The organism is Pseudomonas sp. J380, assembly GCF_009827115.1.
Taxonomy (GTDB): domain Bacteria; phylum Pseudomonadota; class Gammaproteobacteria; order Pseudomonadales; family Pseudomonadaceae; genus Aquipseudomonas; species Aquipseudomonas paracarnis.
Genome location: NZ_CP043060.1, coordinates 5,203,158 through 5,215,681, shown reverse-complemented (window position 1 = coordinate 5,215,681; position 12,524 = coordinate 5,203,158). Strand labels below are relative to the sequence as shown.

Annotated in this window: 12 protein-coding genes; 6 read left to right on the top strand and 6 right to left on the bottom strand. The window is 60.7% G+C overall.

Going from position 1 to position 12,524, the window contains the following annotated elements; all coding sequences use genetic code 11:
- Nucleotides 1–161 precede the first annotated feature (161 nt).
- On the top strand, nucleotides 162–1,076 hold the full coding sequence (locus FXO12_RS23815) for a LysR substrate-binding domain-containing protein (protein ID WP_054896988.1): 915 nt from the start codon (nucleotides 162–164) through the stop codon (nucleotides 1,074–1,076).
- A gap of 15 nt (nucleotides 1,077–1,091) precedes the next feature.
- On the opposite strand, the gene FXO12_RS23810 is transcribed toward FXO12_RS23815, so the two are convergent.
- Together FXO12_RS23810 and kynU are read right to left on the bottom strand one after the other, a co-directional pair.
- Nucleotides 1,092–2,519 carry an amino acid permease gene (locus FXO12_RS23810; protein ID WP_034128766.1) on the bottom strand — a complete coding sequence of 476 codons (1,428 nt, stop codon included), beginning with the start codon at nucleotides 2,517–2,519 and terminating at the stop codon, nucleotides 1,092–1,094.
- Nucleotides 2,520–2,651: 132 nt separating this feature from the next.
- Nucleotides 2,652–3,902 (bottom strand): kynureninase, encoded by a 1,251-nt coding sequence (kynU, locus tag FXO12_RS23805; RefSeq protein WP_054896989.1) that lies wholly within the window; start codon nucleotides 3,900–3,902, stop codon nucleotides 2,652–2,654.
- A gap of 144 nt (nucleotides 3,903–4,046) precedes the next feature.
- Here kynU and FXO12_RS23800 point away from each other — a divergent pair, with 144 nt between their 5' ends.
- Nucleotides 4,047–4,520, top strand: coding sequence for an Lrp/AsnC family transcriptional regulator (locus FXO12_RS23800; protein ID WP_003176072.1), 474 nt, complete (start codon nucleotides 4,047–4,049; stop codon nucleotides 4,518–4,520).
- Nucleotides 4,521–4,670: 150 nt separating this feature from the next.
- On the opposite strand, the gene catA is transcribed toward FXO12_RS23800, so the two are convergent.
- From catA to FXO12_RS23785, 3 genes are read right to left on the bottom strand one after another with little or no spacing between them, the layout of a single operon-like run.
- A complete protein-coding gene (catA, locus tag FXO12_RS23795) occupies nucleotides 4,671–5,600 on the bottom strand; it encodes a catechol 1,2-dioxygenase (protein ID WP_034128778.1) in 930 nt (309 codons plus the stop codon).
- A 39-nt stretch (nucleotides 5,601–5,639) separates the two neighbouring features.
- The gene (catC, locus tag FXO12_RS23790) at nucleotides 5,640–5,930 is read right to left on the bottom strand and encodes a muconolactone Delta-isomerase (RefSeq protein WP_054921514.1); all 291 of its coding nucleotides are present in this window, start codon (nucleotides 5,928–5,930) and stop codon (nucleotides 5,640–5,642) included.
- A 12-nt stretch (nucleotides 5,931–5,942) separates the two neighbouring features.
- Nucleotides 5,943–7,070: a muconate cycloisomerase family protein gene (locus tag FXO12_RS23785; protein ID WP_054897005.1), complete on the bottom strand. Its 1,128-nt coding sequence runs from the start codon at nucleotides 7,068–7,070 to the stop codon at nucleotides 5,943–5,945.
- A gap of 114 nt (nucleotides 7,071–7,184) precedes the next feature.
- Between FXO12_RS23785 and FXO12_RS23780 the strand changes: the two genes are divergently transcribed.
- Nucleotides 7,185–8,060: a LysR family transcriptional regulator gene (locus tag FXO12_RS23780; RefSeq protein WP_057975037.1), complete on the top strand. Its 876-nt coding sequence runs from the start codon at nucleotides 7,185–7,187 to the stop codon at nucleotides 8,058–8,060.
- A 133-nt stretch (nucleotides 8,061–8,193) separates the two neighbouring features.
- Here the strand turns inward: FXO12_RS23780 and FXO12_RS23775 are convergent, their stop codons facing one another.
- Complete coding sequence (locus tag FXO12_RS23775; RefSeq protein WP_014719909.1) at nucleotides 8,194–9,186, bottom strand: AraC family transcriptional regulator; 993 nt, start codon at nucleotides 9,184–9,186, stop codon at nucleotides 8,194–8,196.
- A 311-nt stretch (nucleotides 9,187–9,497) separates the two neighbouring features.
- On the opposite strand from FXO12_RS23775, the gene antA reads away from it, so the two are divergent.
- The 3 genes from antA (at nucleotide 9,498) to antC (ending at nucleotide 12,520) form a co-directional block, all read left to right on the top strand.
- Nucleotides 9,498–10,889, top strand: a complete 1,392-nt coding sequence (antA, locus tag FXO12_RS23770) for an anthranilate 1,2-dioxygenase large subunit (protein WP_054896991.1) — start codon at nucleotides 9,498–9,500, stop codon at nucleotides 10,887–10,889.
- Nucleotides 10,889–11,380 carry an anthranilate 1,2-dioxygenase small subunit gene (gene antB, locus FXO12_RS23765; protein WP_057975036.1) on the top strand — a complete coding sequence of 164 codons (492 nt, stop codon included), beginning with the start codon at nucleotides 10,889–10,891 and terminating at the stop codon, nucleotides 11,378–11,380. Before antA ends, antB begins: the two co-directional genes overlap by 1 nt.
- Nucleotides 11,381–11,512: 132 nt before the next feature.
- The gene (gene antC / locus FXO12_RS23760; protein ID WP_057975035.1) at nucleotides 11,513–12,520 is read left to right on the top strand and encodes an anthranilate 1,2-dioxygenase electron transfer component AntC; all 1,008 of its coding nucleotides are present in this window, start codon (nucleotides 11,513–11,515) and stop codon (nucleotides 12,518–12,520) included.
- Nucleotides 12,521–12,524: the final 4 nt, after the last annotated feature.

Genomic DNA, 12,524 nt, shown 5'->3' with positions numbered 1-12,524 from the left:
GTGGCTGAAAATTCGCCATATACTGAGGTAGCCTCTTGTTTTGTGTGAGGCTGATGACGCTATCGCAGGCAAGCCAGCTCCCACATTTGGAATTGTGAATACATTCAAGTGTGGGAGCTGACTTGCCTGCGATGAGGCCCTTCCAGTCACTGGAAAACTTAATGCACTTTGACCTCATCGACCTGCGCCTCTACCTGCACATCCTGGACTCCGGCAATATCACCGCCGGCGCGGCCCGCAGCCACCTGTCCCTGGCTGCCGCCAGCGCACGCATCCGAGCCATGGAGTCTTCACTGGGCATCGCGTTTCTCGAGCGCGGCCGCCGTGGCGTAACCCCAACACCCGCGGGCAAAGCCCTGGCGCGGCATGCTCGCCTGCTGTTGCAGCAGGCCGACCATCTGCAGCAAGACCTGGCCGAATACGCCAATGGCGTCAAAGGCCAGGTACGCCTGCTGTGCAATACCACCGCTCTAAGCGAGTACCTGCCTGAACTGCTCGCTCAGTTTTTGCGCGAGCACCCCAACCTCGATATCGACCTGCAAGAATTGCCCAGCCTGCGCATCACCCACGCCTTGCGCCAGGGCACCGCCGAGCTGGGGATTATTTCCGATGCGGTAGACACCCACGGCTTGCAGACCCTGGCGTTTCGCGACGACCCGCTGGTGCTGATCATGCCCCTGGACCACCCGTTGACCAGCGCGAGTTTTATCGAGAGCTTGCAATACGACTACGTGGGCCTGGCGGCCAACAGCGCGTTGGCGGTTTACCTGGAAGAACAGGCACTGCACGCGGGCTTTCGCTTGCAGACGCGCATTCGCGCCGACGGTTTTGATGGGGTGATTCGCATGGTCGCCGGCGGCGCGGGCCTGGGCATCGTGCCTCAGGCCGCCTTGGACCGTTGGCCACCTGCACGGCGCTTCAAAGCCCACCCCCTGCAAGAAGAATGGGCCTGCCGCAAACTGTTGTTATGCGCACGCTCGTTCGAGCAACTGCCCGGTTACGTCAGCACATTACTCGCTGCGCTCACCGCCCCCCCTTGTAGGAGCGAGCTCGCTCGCGAAGATCGCCAACGATAACGCGAGCTATCAGGTTTAACGCGGCGCTCTCGGGTTCTTCGCGAGCAAGCTCGCTCCTACAGATGATGCGCGTTTGTGGAAGAAGGTGTAGTAAACCGCCGACAAGATCAGCAGGAACGGCACGCCAAACACCAACGTCATCTTGAAGGCGTCGGTGAAATAGGTGGTGATCATCACCGCCCCCATCAGCACCAACCCCAGCAACGTGCTGTAGGGAAACAGGCGCAACTGGAACGACAACTTCGCCCCGCCATGACGCTTGCGATAGCGGCGGAAAAACAGGTGAGTGAGGAAGATCATGAACCAGGTGAAGATTGCGCCAAACATCGAGATCGCCATCATCAGGGTGAACGAGCTTTCCGGGTACACCACGTTGAGCAACGTCGCCAGGGCAATGCCCGAACTGGACAGCAGCAATGCGTTGAGCGGGATGCCGTTCTTGCTCAGCGCGCCCATGGACTTGGGCGCAAAACCAGCGCGCGACAGGCTGAACATCATGCGCGTGGTGATGTAGAGCTGACTGTTCATGGCCGACAGCGCCGCGATCAGGATCACGAAATTCATCACCCCGGTGGCACCGGGAATGCCGATGGTCTGCATCACTGTGACAAACGGGCTCTGGGCCTGGCCGGCCTGGTTCCACGGCACGATGGCGAGCATCAGCGCCAGGGTCAGCAGATAGAACACCACCAGCCGCACGATGGTAGCGCGGAAGGCTTTCTTCACTGCCTGCTCCGGGTCGGCGGCTTCACCGGCGGCCACGGCGATCATCTCGACACTGAGGTAGCTGAAGATCGACACGATCACCGCGATCCACATGCCACTCAAGCCATGGGGGAAAAAGCCGTCGTGGGCCGTGTAGTTCTGCACCCCGTAGTCAGGGTTACCGGAGCCGAACACCACATACACCGCCAGGATGATGAAACCGACAATGGCGCTGATCTTGATCGTCGAGAACCAGTATTCGAAGTTGCCGAAGGTCTTCACGCTGATCGCATTGAGCAGGATCAGCACACTGGAAAACGACACGATCCACACCCACTCCGGCACGTTGGCGAACCAGTACTTCATGTACATCGCCACCGCCGTGACCTCGGCCCCCACCGCCAGCACAATCGCCGCCCAGTAGGCATAGCGCACCAGGAACCCGGCCAACGGGCTGATGTAGAACTCGGCGTAAGCGCCAAAGGAGCCGGAGGTGGAATGGGCCACCGTCATCTCCGCCAGGCAGCCCATCAGCAGCAAGGTAATCAACGCGCCGATGGCGTAGCTCACCAGCACGCTCGGCCCGGCATAACCGATGGCGTAGGCGCTGCCCATGAACAGCCCGGTGCCGATGGCGCCACCGATGGCGATCATGCTCATCTGGCCGGAAGTGAGCTGGCGCCTCAGGCCCAGTTCACGGTGGGTAATTTCTGCAAAGCCGTTGTCTGGCGTGGTCACTGGTGTGCCCCTTTATTATTGTGATAGTGGCTGACGCTGAACCTGTGGGAGCTGGCTTGCCTGCGATAACGGTAGTGAATGCACCGACGCTATCGCAGGCAAGCCAGCTCCCACATTTGATCTGTGTTGCCCTTAAGTAACGCTGTTGCGCACTTTGAATTGCGCTTGGTCCCACGTAGCGTTATCGAGAATTTCACCGAGAATTTCCACGGCGTCCCACACTTCGGTAAAGCTGGTGTACAACGGCGTGAAACCAAAACGCATGATCCGCGGCTCACGGTAATCGCCGATCACGTCTCGGGCGATCAAGGCCTGGATCACCGCGTAACCTTCGGGGTGTTCAAAGCTGACGTGGCTGCCGCGCCGGGTGTGTTCACGCGGGGTGATCAGCTCCAGGCCGTGGGCGGCGCAACGACTTTCGACCAACGCAATGAACAGGTCAGTCAAGGCCAGGGACTTAGTCCGCAGGCGCACCATGTCGGTCTGGGCAAAAATCTCCAGGCCACATTCCACCATGGCCAACGAGGTAATCGGCTGCGTACCACAGAGGTAGCGGGCAATGCCGGCGCTGGGGGCGTAGGTGGACTCCATGGCGAACTGCCGGGTATGCCCGAACCAACCCGATAACGGCTGGCGCACCACATCCACCAACGCCGGGTTGACCCACACAAACGCCTGGGAGCCCGGTCCGCCGTTGAGGTATTTGTAGGTGCAGCCAATCGCATAATCCGCATTGGCCTGATGCAGGTCGACAGGCACCGCGCCCGCCGAATGCGCCAGGTCCCAGATGCTCAGCGCGCCGCACTCGTGGCTCAGCGCGGTCAGGGCCGCCATGTCGTACATATAGCCGGTCTTGTAGTTGACGTGGGTGAGCATCACCACCGCCACGTCCGCATCGATAGCCTGGGGAAGTTCCGCCGGGCTGTTCACCAGGCGCAAGGAATAGCCTTGTTGCAGCAATTCGGCCAAGCCTTCGGCGATGTACAAGTCGGTGGGAAAGTTGCTCGCTTCGCTGACGATGACCTTGCGCGCAGGTGTACGTTGGCGCTGCACACTCAAGGCGGCGCTGAGCACTTTGAACAGGTTGATCGAGGTGGTATCGGTGATCACCACCTCGCCCTCACGCGCACCAATCAATGGCGCCAGGCGATTGCCCAGGCGCTGGGACAAATCCGCCCAGCCGGCGCTGTTCCAGCTACGAATCAAGCCATTGCCCCACTCCTCGGCGATCACCTGTTGTGCCCGCTCCAGCGCCGCCACCGGGCGAGCGCCAAGGGAGTTGCCATCGAGGTAGATCACGCCTTCGGGCAAGGCGAATTGGGCACGCAGGTGGGCCAACGGGTCCTGGGCGTCGAGGGCTTGGCAATGGCTTCGAGTGGTCATGGGTCGTCCTGGTTTTTATAAGTGAGGATGGACCAAATAATGAACGAACTTTTAGAGAATTTTCGTGCAAAGTGGTGGGCAAACGTCTATTTAAGCTGTAGAAAATTCGAATTTAACCTCCAAACACGCGGATATCTTCCAAGCATGATTCTCGACGCTACCGACCTGCGCCTCCTGCATTTCCTGCAACAGGATGGCCGCATCAGCAACCAGGAATTGGCGGAAAAAGTCGCGCTGTCGCCGTCTGCATGCCTGCGCCGTTTGCGCCTGCTGGAGAGCGAGGGAATCATCAGCGGTTACCGCGCGGTATTGAACGCCGAACAGCTGGGAATCGAGCTGGAAGCCATCGTGCACCTGTCGCTGCGCCAGGATGTGGAGGACTGGCATGAGACGTTCATCAAGAAGGTGCAAGGCTGGCCAGAGGTGGCGAGCGCCTATGTGATCACTGGCGCCAGCAACTATGTGCTGCGGGTGCAGGCGCGCAACCTCAAGCACTTTTCGGACTTTATCGTGAACCACCTGAACCGCACGGCGGGGGTGATGGATATCCGCTCGGAGATTGTGCTGCAGAAAATCAAAGACCGGGATGAGGTGTTGGACCTGGTCGTGCGCAAATAACTAGATCACCAAAAAACCAATGTGGAAGCTGGCTTGCTGTGGCGAGGGAGCTTGCTCCCGCTGGGGTGCGCAGCGCCCCCAAAAGCCGGCTCCAGCTTCGCTGTCGAGCGGGAGCAAGCTCCCTCGCCACAGCAAGCCAGCTCCCACAGATCAGTCTTCGAGGGCGCGGACTCGTTGCATGCGCTGCTGCTCTATTGGCGCATCCGCCACCTGCAACTCAAAGTCAAAATCAATCTGCGCAAACCGCCCTTGCACGCCAAATTCGCGCGCCAGTTGCGGATCGTCGCTGAAGCGAATCTCGGCAATCAGTTCATCCCGGGTGGCATAGGCAAAGTCATCATGCAGGTACGGGTCATCCGACAGGTTGATCTGCGTGGTCAGGTGCCGGTGCCCCGGCGCCGAGATGAAGAAGTGGATATGCGCCGGCCGTTGCCCGTGGCGCCCCAGTTGGTCGAGCAACTGTTGCGTCGGCCCACTCGGTGGGCAGCCGTAGCCTGAAGGCACGATGCTGCGAAAACGGTAGTTGCCCTGGGCGTCGGTCTCGATGCGCCGACGCAGGTTGAATTCCGATTGCGCCGGGTCGAACCACGAATAGGTCCCGCCCGTGTTGGCCTGCCACACATCGACAATCGCCCCTGCCAACGGCTTGCCCTCGGTGTCGCGTACTTGCCCGCGCATGAACAACGGCACCGCGTCGTCCTTGCCGTCATCCAGCCGTGCCTCGTACTTGGACAACGGCGCACCGGCCACGTACAACGGGCCTTCGATGGTGCGCGGGGTGCCGCCCGACTTGCCGGCCTCCTCGTCGGCGGCGTCCATCAACAGGTCCAGGTAATGCTCCAGGCCCAAACCGGCGGCGAGCAGGCCGGCCTCTTGATTTTTGCCCAGTTCATTGAGGTAGTTGACCGCCTTCCAGAATTCTTCCGGGGTCACTTCCAAGTCTTCGATGATGTTCACGGTGTCGCGCAGGATTCGGTAAATCAGCGCCTTGGTGCGCGGGTTGCCCGCGTCATTGAGGTTACCGCTGGCTTCTTCGAGAAACTGTTGGGCGTGGGCAGTCTGGGACAGGCGGATGGACATGGTGCATTCCTCATCTTGTAGTTATAGGTGGAAGCCGGCTCAGCGGTCGTCCGCATGGATCGACGACGGATGGCGGCACAGCGCGTTCACTTCGATGGCCATGTAGGGGAACAACGGCAGTTGCATCAGCAGGTCGTGCAGCTCCTGCACGCTGTCGACATCGAACACGCTGTAGTTGGCGTAATGCCCGGCGATGCGCCACAGGTGGCGCCATTTGCCCTCCTCTTGCAGGCGCTGAGCCAAGGCTTTCTCCTCGGCCTTGAGGCTGGCGGCACGCTCGGGGTGCATATCGAGGGGAAGGTTCACGGTCATTTTTACGTGGAACAACATGGCAGAGGCCTCTTAGTGTTTGTCACGGCGAAAGAACGCCAGGCGCTCTTCATCGAGCGCCAGGCCCAGGCCCGGCGCGCTGGCAACGTGCAGCTGGAAATCGCGGTACACCGGTGGCTCGGTGAGGATGTCTTCGGTGAGCAACAGCGGGCCGAACAATTCGGTGCCCCACGCCAGGGTGTTCAGCGTGAGAAAGGCATGGGCCGAAGCCAGGGTGCCAATGCCGCCTTCGAGCATGGTGCCGCCGTACAGGCCGATGCCAGCCGCTTCGGCAATCGCCGCCGTGCGCAATACAGCGCGAGGGCCGCCATTCTTGGCGATCTTGAGGGCGAACACTGTGGCCGAGCCTTCACGGGCCAGGTTGAATGCATCCTCGACACACTCGATGGACTCATCGGCCATGATCGGCACCGGGCTCGACAGGTTGAGCCGAGTCATACCACCACGGTTGTTGCGCGAGATCGGTTGTTCGATCAGGTCGATACCGTTGTCGCCGAGCACCTTGCACGCCCGCAGGGCCACGGCTTCATCCCAGGCCTGGTTGACGTCGACGCGCACACTGGCGCGCTCGCCCAGGGCTTTTTTGATCGCGATCACATGGGCCAGGTCGCGGTTGACCTCCCCCGCGCCGATCTTCAATTTGAAGAGACGGTGGCGGCGCAGGTCGAGCATTTTCTCGGCCTCGTTGATGTCCTGTTCGGTATTACCGCTGGCCAGGGTCCAGGCCACCGGCAACGCATCACGCACACGCCCGCCCAGCAGCTCGCTGACCGGGAGCCCGAGGCGTTTGCCAAGGGCGTCGAGCAAGGCGCTTTCGATACCGGACTTGGCAAAGGTGTTGCCGCGAATACTGCGCTCCAGGCGCAACATCGCCGCGTTGACGTTACTCGCGTCCTGGCCGATCAACAGCGGCGCGAAGTGACAGTCGATGTTGACCTTGATGCTGTCGGGGCTCTCGTTGCCGTAGCTCAGGCCGCCGATGGTGGTGGCTTCACCGATGCCTTCGATGCCGTCGGTGCAACGCAGGCGAATGATGACAAGGGTCTGGTTTTGCATCGTGTGCATCGCCAGCTTGTGCGGGCGAAGGGTGGGCAGGTCGACGATGACAGTTTCAATCGACTCGATGGTGCAAATCGGCATGGCAATACCCATTGGGTTCTTTATAAATTTACGTCGATTCTGTTCCGCATTTTTTTGGGCTTCCAATATAGAATTGGTCTCGTGCGATACCCTCAAGGTATGAAAGGAGTCGATATGGAACTGCGTCACTTGCGCTATTTCCAGGTGCTGGGCGAGACCCTCAACTTCACCCGAGCTGCCGAACGCTTGCATATCGCCCAGCCGCCTTTGAGCCGGCAGATCCAGCAACTGGAGGACCAACTGGGGGTGGTGCTGCTGGAGCGCAGCCGGCCCTTGCGGCTGACAGAGGCCGGACGGTTTTTCTATGAGCATGCCAGTGTGCTGCTCGAACAACTGGGCAAGGTCTGCGACACCACCCGGCGCATCGGCCAAGGCGAGAAAACCTGGCTGGGCATCGGCTTTGCGCCGTCGACCTTGTATGGCGTGCTGCCGGAGCTGATTCGGCGCCTGCGCACTCACGAGGCCTTGGAGCTGGAGCTGGGTTTGTCGGAGATGACCACTTTGCAGCAGGTCGAAGCGCTCAAGGCTGGCCGCATTGACGTAGGCTTCGGGCGGATTCGCATCGACGATCCGGCCATCGTCCAGCGCGTACTGGTGGAGGACCGCCTGGTAGCAGTGCTGCCCAGTGGTCACCCGTTGCTGGGCGCCCCGGCCACCCTCGCCCAGTTGGCCGGCGAACCCTTTGTGCTCTACCCCGGCAACCCGCGCCCCAGTTATGCCGACCATGTGATCGCGCTGTTCGACGCCCATGGCTTGAGCCTGAAGGTGGCGCAGTGGACCAACGAATTGCAGACCGCTATTGGCCTGGTGGGCGCAGGTATGGGGGTGACGCTGGTGCCGGCGTCGGTGCAGGTGCTGCATCGGGCGGATATTGGCTATACGCCGGTGGTGGAGGCGACGGCGAGTTCGCCGATCATCCTCAGCCGGCGGGTGAATGACCGGTCGCCGGGGCTGACTCATTGCCTACAACTGGTTGAGGAGTTGATCTGAGATCCTCCAGGCACCCCATACTCCATGTGGGAGCTGGCTTGCCTGCGATGGCGGCGGATCAGTTGGCATCGTGTTGATCGGCCGGCCGCTATCGCAGGCAAGCCAGCTCCCACCTGTTGATCCTCACCCGAGTTCAAGTAATGCGCAGGCGCTTGCGTTGTAATGTCTGGCTGGGCGACTCATCGAACAGCTTGCGGTATTCCGCCGAAAACCGCCCCAGGTGCGTAAACCCCCAGCCCAGGGCGATTTCAGAAATAGTGCGCATTGAGCCCTGCTCCAGAATCTCCTGGCGCACCGCCCCCAACCGATGCTTCTTCAGATACGCCATGGGCGACAGTGCGAAGTACTTGCGAAACGCATCGAACAGTTTGAACCGCGACACGCCCGCTGCCGCTTCCAGGTCTTCCAGGTGCAGCACTTCACGGGCGTTGTCGTGGATGAATTGCCGCGCACGGATCAAGTAGTGCGGCAGTTTCACCCCCAGAACCTCGCGCAGTTCTTCAGAGTAGTTATTGGGTTGGGCCAGGATCAGCCCCTTGATCAGCGAGCTTTCCAGGTCACGGGTAAACGCCGCCTGCTCGTACAACTCGCTGCTGCATTCCAGTTCGGCGATGAAGTATCGCGCCATGCGCCACCACGAGGCCGGTGCTCCGTCCACAGCATCCATCACCGACTCAAACCGCAGCGGTGCATCGATGGGCCGTTGCAGCAAACCTTCCAGTGACTCGCTCATCGCCGCGCGGGTGATCACCACCTGCAACTTGCGGCAGTCACCGGAAATCGCCAGCACCTGATGCTCATTGGGTGAAATGATCACGCCCTGATCGCGGTTGGAACTGAGGCGCTCACCGTTCTTGCTCAGCTCCTGCTCGCCCACCAGCGGCAGGCTCAAGCTGTAGCTGCGAAAGTGCTCGGCGTCTTCGATGTCGATGGTCACATCGGTACCGTACTCGATCACGCCCAGGGTGGTGGCGCGGGATTTGAACACGTTGGCGCTGTGGTGAAAGCGCAGGCGTTCGGGGGTGGCCGTCGCCAGGCGATGGGGCCCGCAGATGCCGGACATCCAGCTGCGCGCGCCTTCCAGGTCGAAGCGTTGAATATGAATATCGCGTGTCTGGCTACTCATCAGGGTGCACCCACGGCGGTTAGGCATTTGCGCGCTCTGGCGGCGCGTCGTTGAACCTCGACAGCAAGTTCCAGGCCACGCCAGCAGCGTGGCCACTGGGTGGATAGTAAGGGCCGACTATGTGGATAAATCCCAGGGTTCTACGACCATCGCCCACCATCACAGTAGCGCATGCCGTCACCTGCGCGCACCGCCATGGGTATTTGTTGCCCAACTTTGCGGCCTGCGTTCCCCCATTAAGCGGATAGCCCGCTACCGCATTGCAGCCGCTTAATGGCTCACCGTTTAGCCATGATCAAAAGGTGCCTCCCATGAGTGGTGCAAGAACCGTCGAGCAGTGGAAAACCTTTATCGAAAGCTGCCTGGACTTTCGCCCGGCAGATGAAGTGTTCCGCATCGCCCGCGACATGTTCACCGAGCCCGAACTGTTCGACCTGGAGATGGAGCTGATCTTCGAAAAAAACTGGATCTACGCCTGCCACGAAAGCGAACTGGCCAATAACCACGACTTCGTGACGATGCGCGCCGGGCGCCAACCGATGATCATCACCCGTGACGGCGAAGGCCGGCTCAACGCGCTGATCAACGCCTGCCAGCATCGCGGCACTACCCTCACCCGCGTGGGCAAGGGCAACCAATCCACTTTCACCTGCCCGTTCCACGCCTGGTGCTACAAGAGCGATGGCCGACTGGTGAAGGTCAAGGCGCCAGGGGAATACCCGGAAGGTTTCGACAAGGCCACCCGCGGCCTGAAAAAAGCGCGCATCGACAGCTACAAGGGCTTTGTGTTTATCAGCCTGGACGTGAACGGCACCGACAGCCTGGAAGATTTCCTCGGCGACGCCAAAGTGTTCTTCGACATGATGGTGGCGCAATCGGCCACCGGAGAGTTGGAGGTGCTTGCGGGCAAGTCTGCCTACACCTACGACGGCAACTGGAAGCTGCAAAACGAAAACGGCCTGGACGGTTATCACGTCAGCACCGTGCACTACAACTACGTGGCCACCGTGCAGCATCGCCAGCAGGTCAACACCGAGAACGGCGCAGGTTCCAGCACGACGCTGGACTACAGCAAGCTCGGCGCCGGCGACGCGAATACCGATGACGGCTGGTTCGCCTTCAATAACGGCCACAGTGTGTTGTTCAGCGACATGCCCAACCCCAGCGTGCGCTCCGGCTACGCCACCATCATGCCGCGCCTGGTAGAAGAACACGGCCAGCAGAAGGCCGAGTGGATGATGCACCGCCTGCGCAACCTGAACATCTACCCCAGCCTGTTCTTTCTCGACCAGATCAGCTCGCAGCTGCGCATCATCCGCCCGGTGGCCTGGAACAAGACCGAAATCATCAGCCAGTGCCTGGGCGTGAAAGGTGAGTCCGACGCCGATCGCGAAAACCGGATCCGCCAGTTCGAGGACTTCTTCAACGTCTCGGGCATGGGCACGCCCGACGACCTGGTGGAATTTCGCGAAGCCCAGCGCGGTTTCCAGGGCCGCCTGGAGCGCTGGAGCGATATTTCTCGCGGCAGCCATCGCTGGGAGACCGGGCCGACGCCCAACAGCGAGGCCATCGGCATTCAACCAGCCATGACCGGCACTGAGTTCACCCACGAAGGCTTGTACGTCAACCAGCACCGCAATTGGCAACGGTTTCTGCTCAAGGGTTTGGACCAGCGGGCCCTGAGCCTGCGGGAGGTGAAGTGATGAATGCGCAATTGCAGTACCAGATCGAGCAGTTCTTCTACCGCAAGTCCGAACTGTGCGACGCCCAGGACTGGGACGCCTACGTGCAGTTGTTCGACCCGCAGAGCGAATTCCACCTGCCGCAATGGGATTCCGAACACGTCTACACCCAAGACCCCAAGCGCGAGATGTCGTTGATCTACTACGCCAACCGCTCGGGCCTGGAAGACCGCGTGTTCCGCCTGCGCACCGGCAAAGCCGCCTCCGCCACGCCGATGCCGCGCACCTTGCACCTGATCAACAACGTGCGCATTGCCGAGCAGGCCGACGGCACGTTGGAGGTGCGTTTGAACTGGCACACGCTGTTTTATCGGCTGGCTACTTCCGAGCAGTTCTATGGGCACGTAACCTATCGCCTCAAGCCCGAGGGCGACAGCTGGCTGATCACGCGCAAGCACGCCCTGCTGCTCAACGACACCATCAACTCGGTGCTGGATTTCTATCACCTTTAAAAACCAGCCCCCCCCTGTGGCGAGGGAGCTTGCTCCCGCTGGAGTGCGCAGCGCTCCCAGTTTTTTGGGGCAGCTTCGCAGCCCAGCGGGAGCAAGCTCCCTCGCCACAGGGGCACGCTTGGAGTTTCATCAATGAATCACAAAGTGGCCTTCAGCTTTGCCGATGGCAAGACCCTGTTCTTCCCGGTGGGCGCCCATGAAATCCTGTTGGACGCGGCCCTGCGCAACGGCATCAAGATCCCGCTCGATTGCCGCGAAGGCGTGTGCGGAACCTGCCAGGGGCGTTGCGAATCCGGCGAGTACACCCAGGACTATGTCGACGACGAAGCCCTTTCCAGCCTCGACCTGCAACAGCGCAAGATGCTCAGTTGCCAGACCCGGGTGAAGTCCGACGCCACCTTCTATTTCGACTTCGATTCGAGCCTGTGCAACGCCCCCGGGCCCGTGCAGGTACGCGGCACGGTGAGCGCGGTGCAGCAGGTCTCGACCAGCACCGCCATCTTGCAGGTGCAACTGGACCAGCCACTGGATTTTTTGCCGGGCCAATATGCGCGTCTGTCGGTGCCCGGCACCGATAGCTGGCGCTCCTACTCCTTCGCCAACCGGCCGGGTAATCAGTTGCAGTTCCTGGTACGCCTGCTGCCCGATGGAGTCATGAGCAACTACCTGCGTGAACGCTGCCAGGTAGGTGATGAAATGTTGATGGAGGCGCCCTTGGGTGCGTTTTATCTGCGGCACGTCACCCAACCGTTGGTACTGGTGGCGGGCGGCACCGGGTTGTCGGCGTTGCTGGGTATGCTTGATGAGCTGGCCGTCAACGGCTGCACGCAACCTGTGCACCTGTACTACGGCGTGCGCGGCGCCGAAGATTTATGTGAAGCGGCGCGTATCCACGCCTACGCGGCAAAAATCCCGAACTTTCGCTACACCGAAGTGCTGAGCGACGCCTCAGCCGAGTGGACGGGCAAACGCGGCTACCTCACCGAGCATTTCGACCTGGCCGAACTGCGGGACAGATCGGCGGATATGTACGTGTGCGGCCCCCCTCCGATGGTCGAATCCATCCAGCAATGGCTGGCGGATCAGGCACTTGATGGCGTTCAGCTGTATTACGAAAAGTTTACGCAGAGTAATATCTGACCCT

Coding starts and splice junctions, on each gene's coding strand:
- FXO12_RS23815 (WP_054896988.1), top strand. CDS start 162: ATGCACTTTGACCTCATCGACCTGCGCCTCTACCTGCACATCCTGGAC.
- kynU (WP_054896989.1), bottom strand. CDS start 3,902: ATGACCACTCGAAGCCATTGCCAAGCCCTCGACGCCCAGGACCCGTTG.
- FXO12_RS23800 (WP_003176072.1), top strand. CDS start 4,047: ATGATTCTCGACGCTACCGACCTGCGCCTCCTGCATTTCCTGCAACAG.
- catA (WP_034128778.1), bottom strand. CDS start 5,600: ATGTCCATCCGCCTGTCCCAGACTGCCCACGCCCAACAGTTTCTCGAA.
- catC (WP_054921514.1), bottom strand. CDS start 5,930: ATGTTGTTCCACGTAAAAATGACCGTGAACCTTCCCCTCGATATGCAC.
- FXO12_RS23785 (WP_054897005.1), bottom strand. CDS start 7,070: ATGCCGATTTGCACCATCGAGTCGATTGAAACTGTCATCGTCGACCTG.
- FXO12_RS23780 (WP_057975037.1), top strand. CDS start 7,185: ATGGAACTGCGTCACTTGCGCTATTTCCAGGTGCTGGGCGAGACCCTC.
- FXO12_RS23775 (WP_014719909.1), bottom strand. CDS start 9,186: ATGAGTAGCCAGACACGCGATATTCATATTCAACGCTTCGACCTGGAA.
- antA (WP_054896991.1), top strand. CDS start 9,498: ATGAGTGGTGCAAGAACCGTCGAGCAGTGGAAAACCTTTATCGAAAGC.
- antB (WP_057975036.1), top strand. CDS start 10,889: ATGAATGCGCAATTGCAGTACCAGATCGAGCAGTTCTTCTACCGCAAG.
- antC (WP_057975035.1), top strand. CDS start 11,513: ATGAATCACAAAGTGGCCTTCAGCTTTGCCGATGGCAAGACCCTGTTC.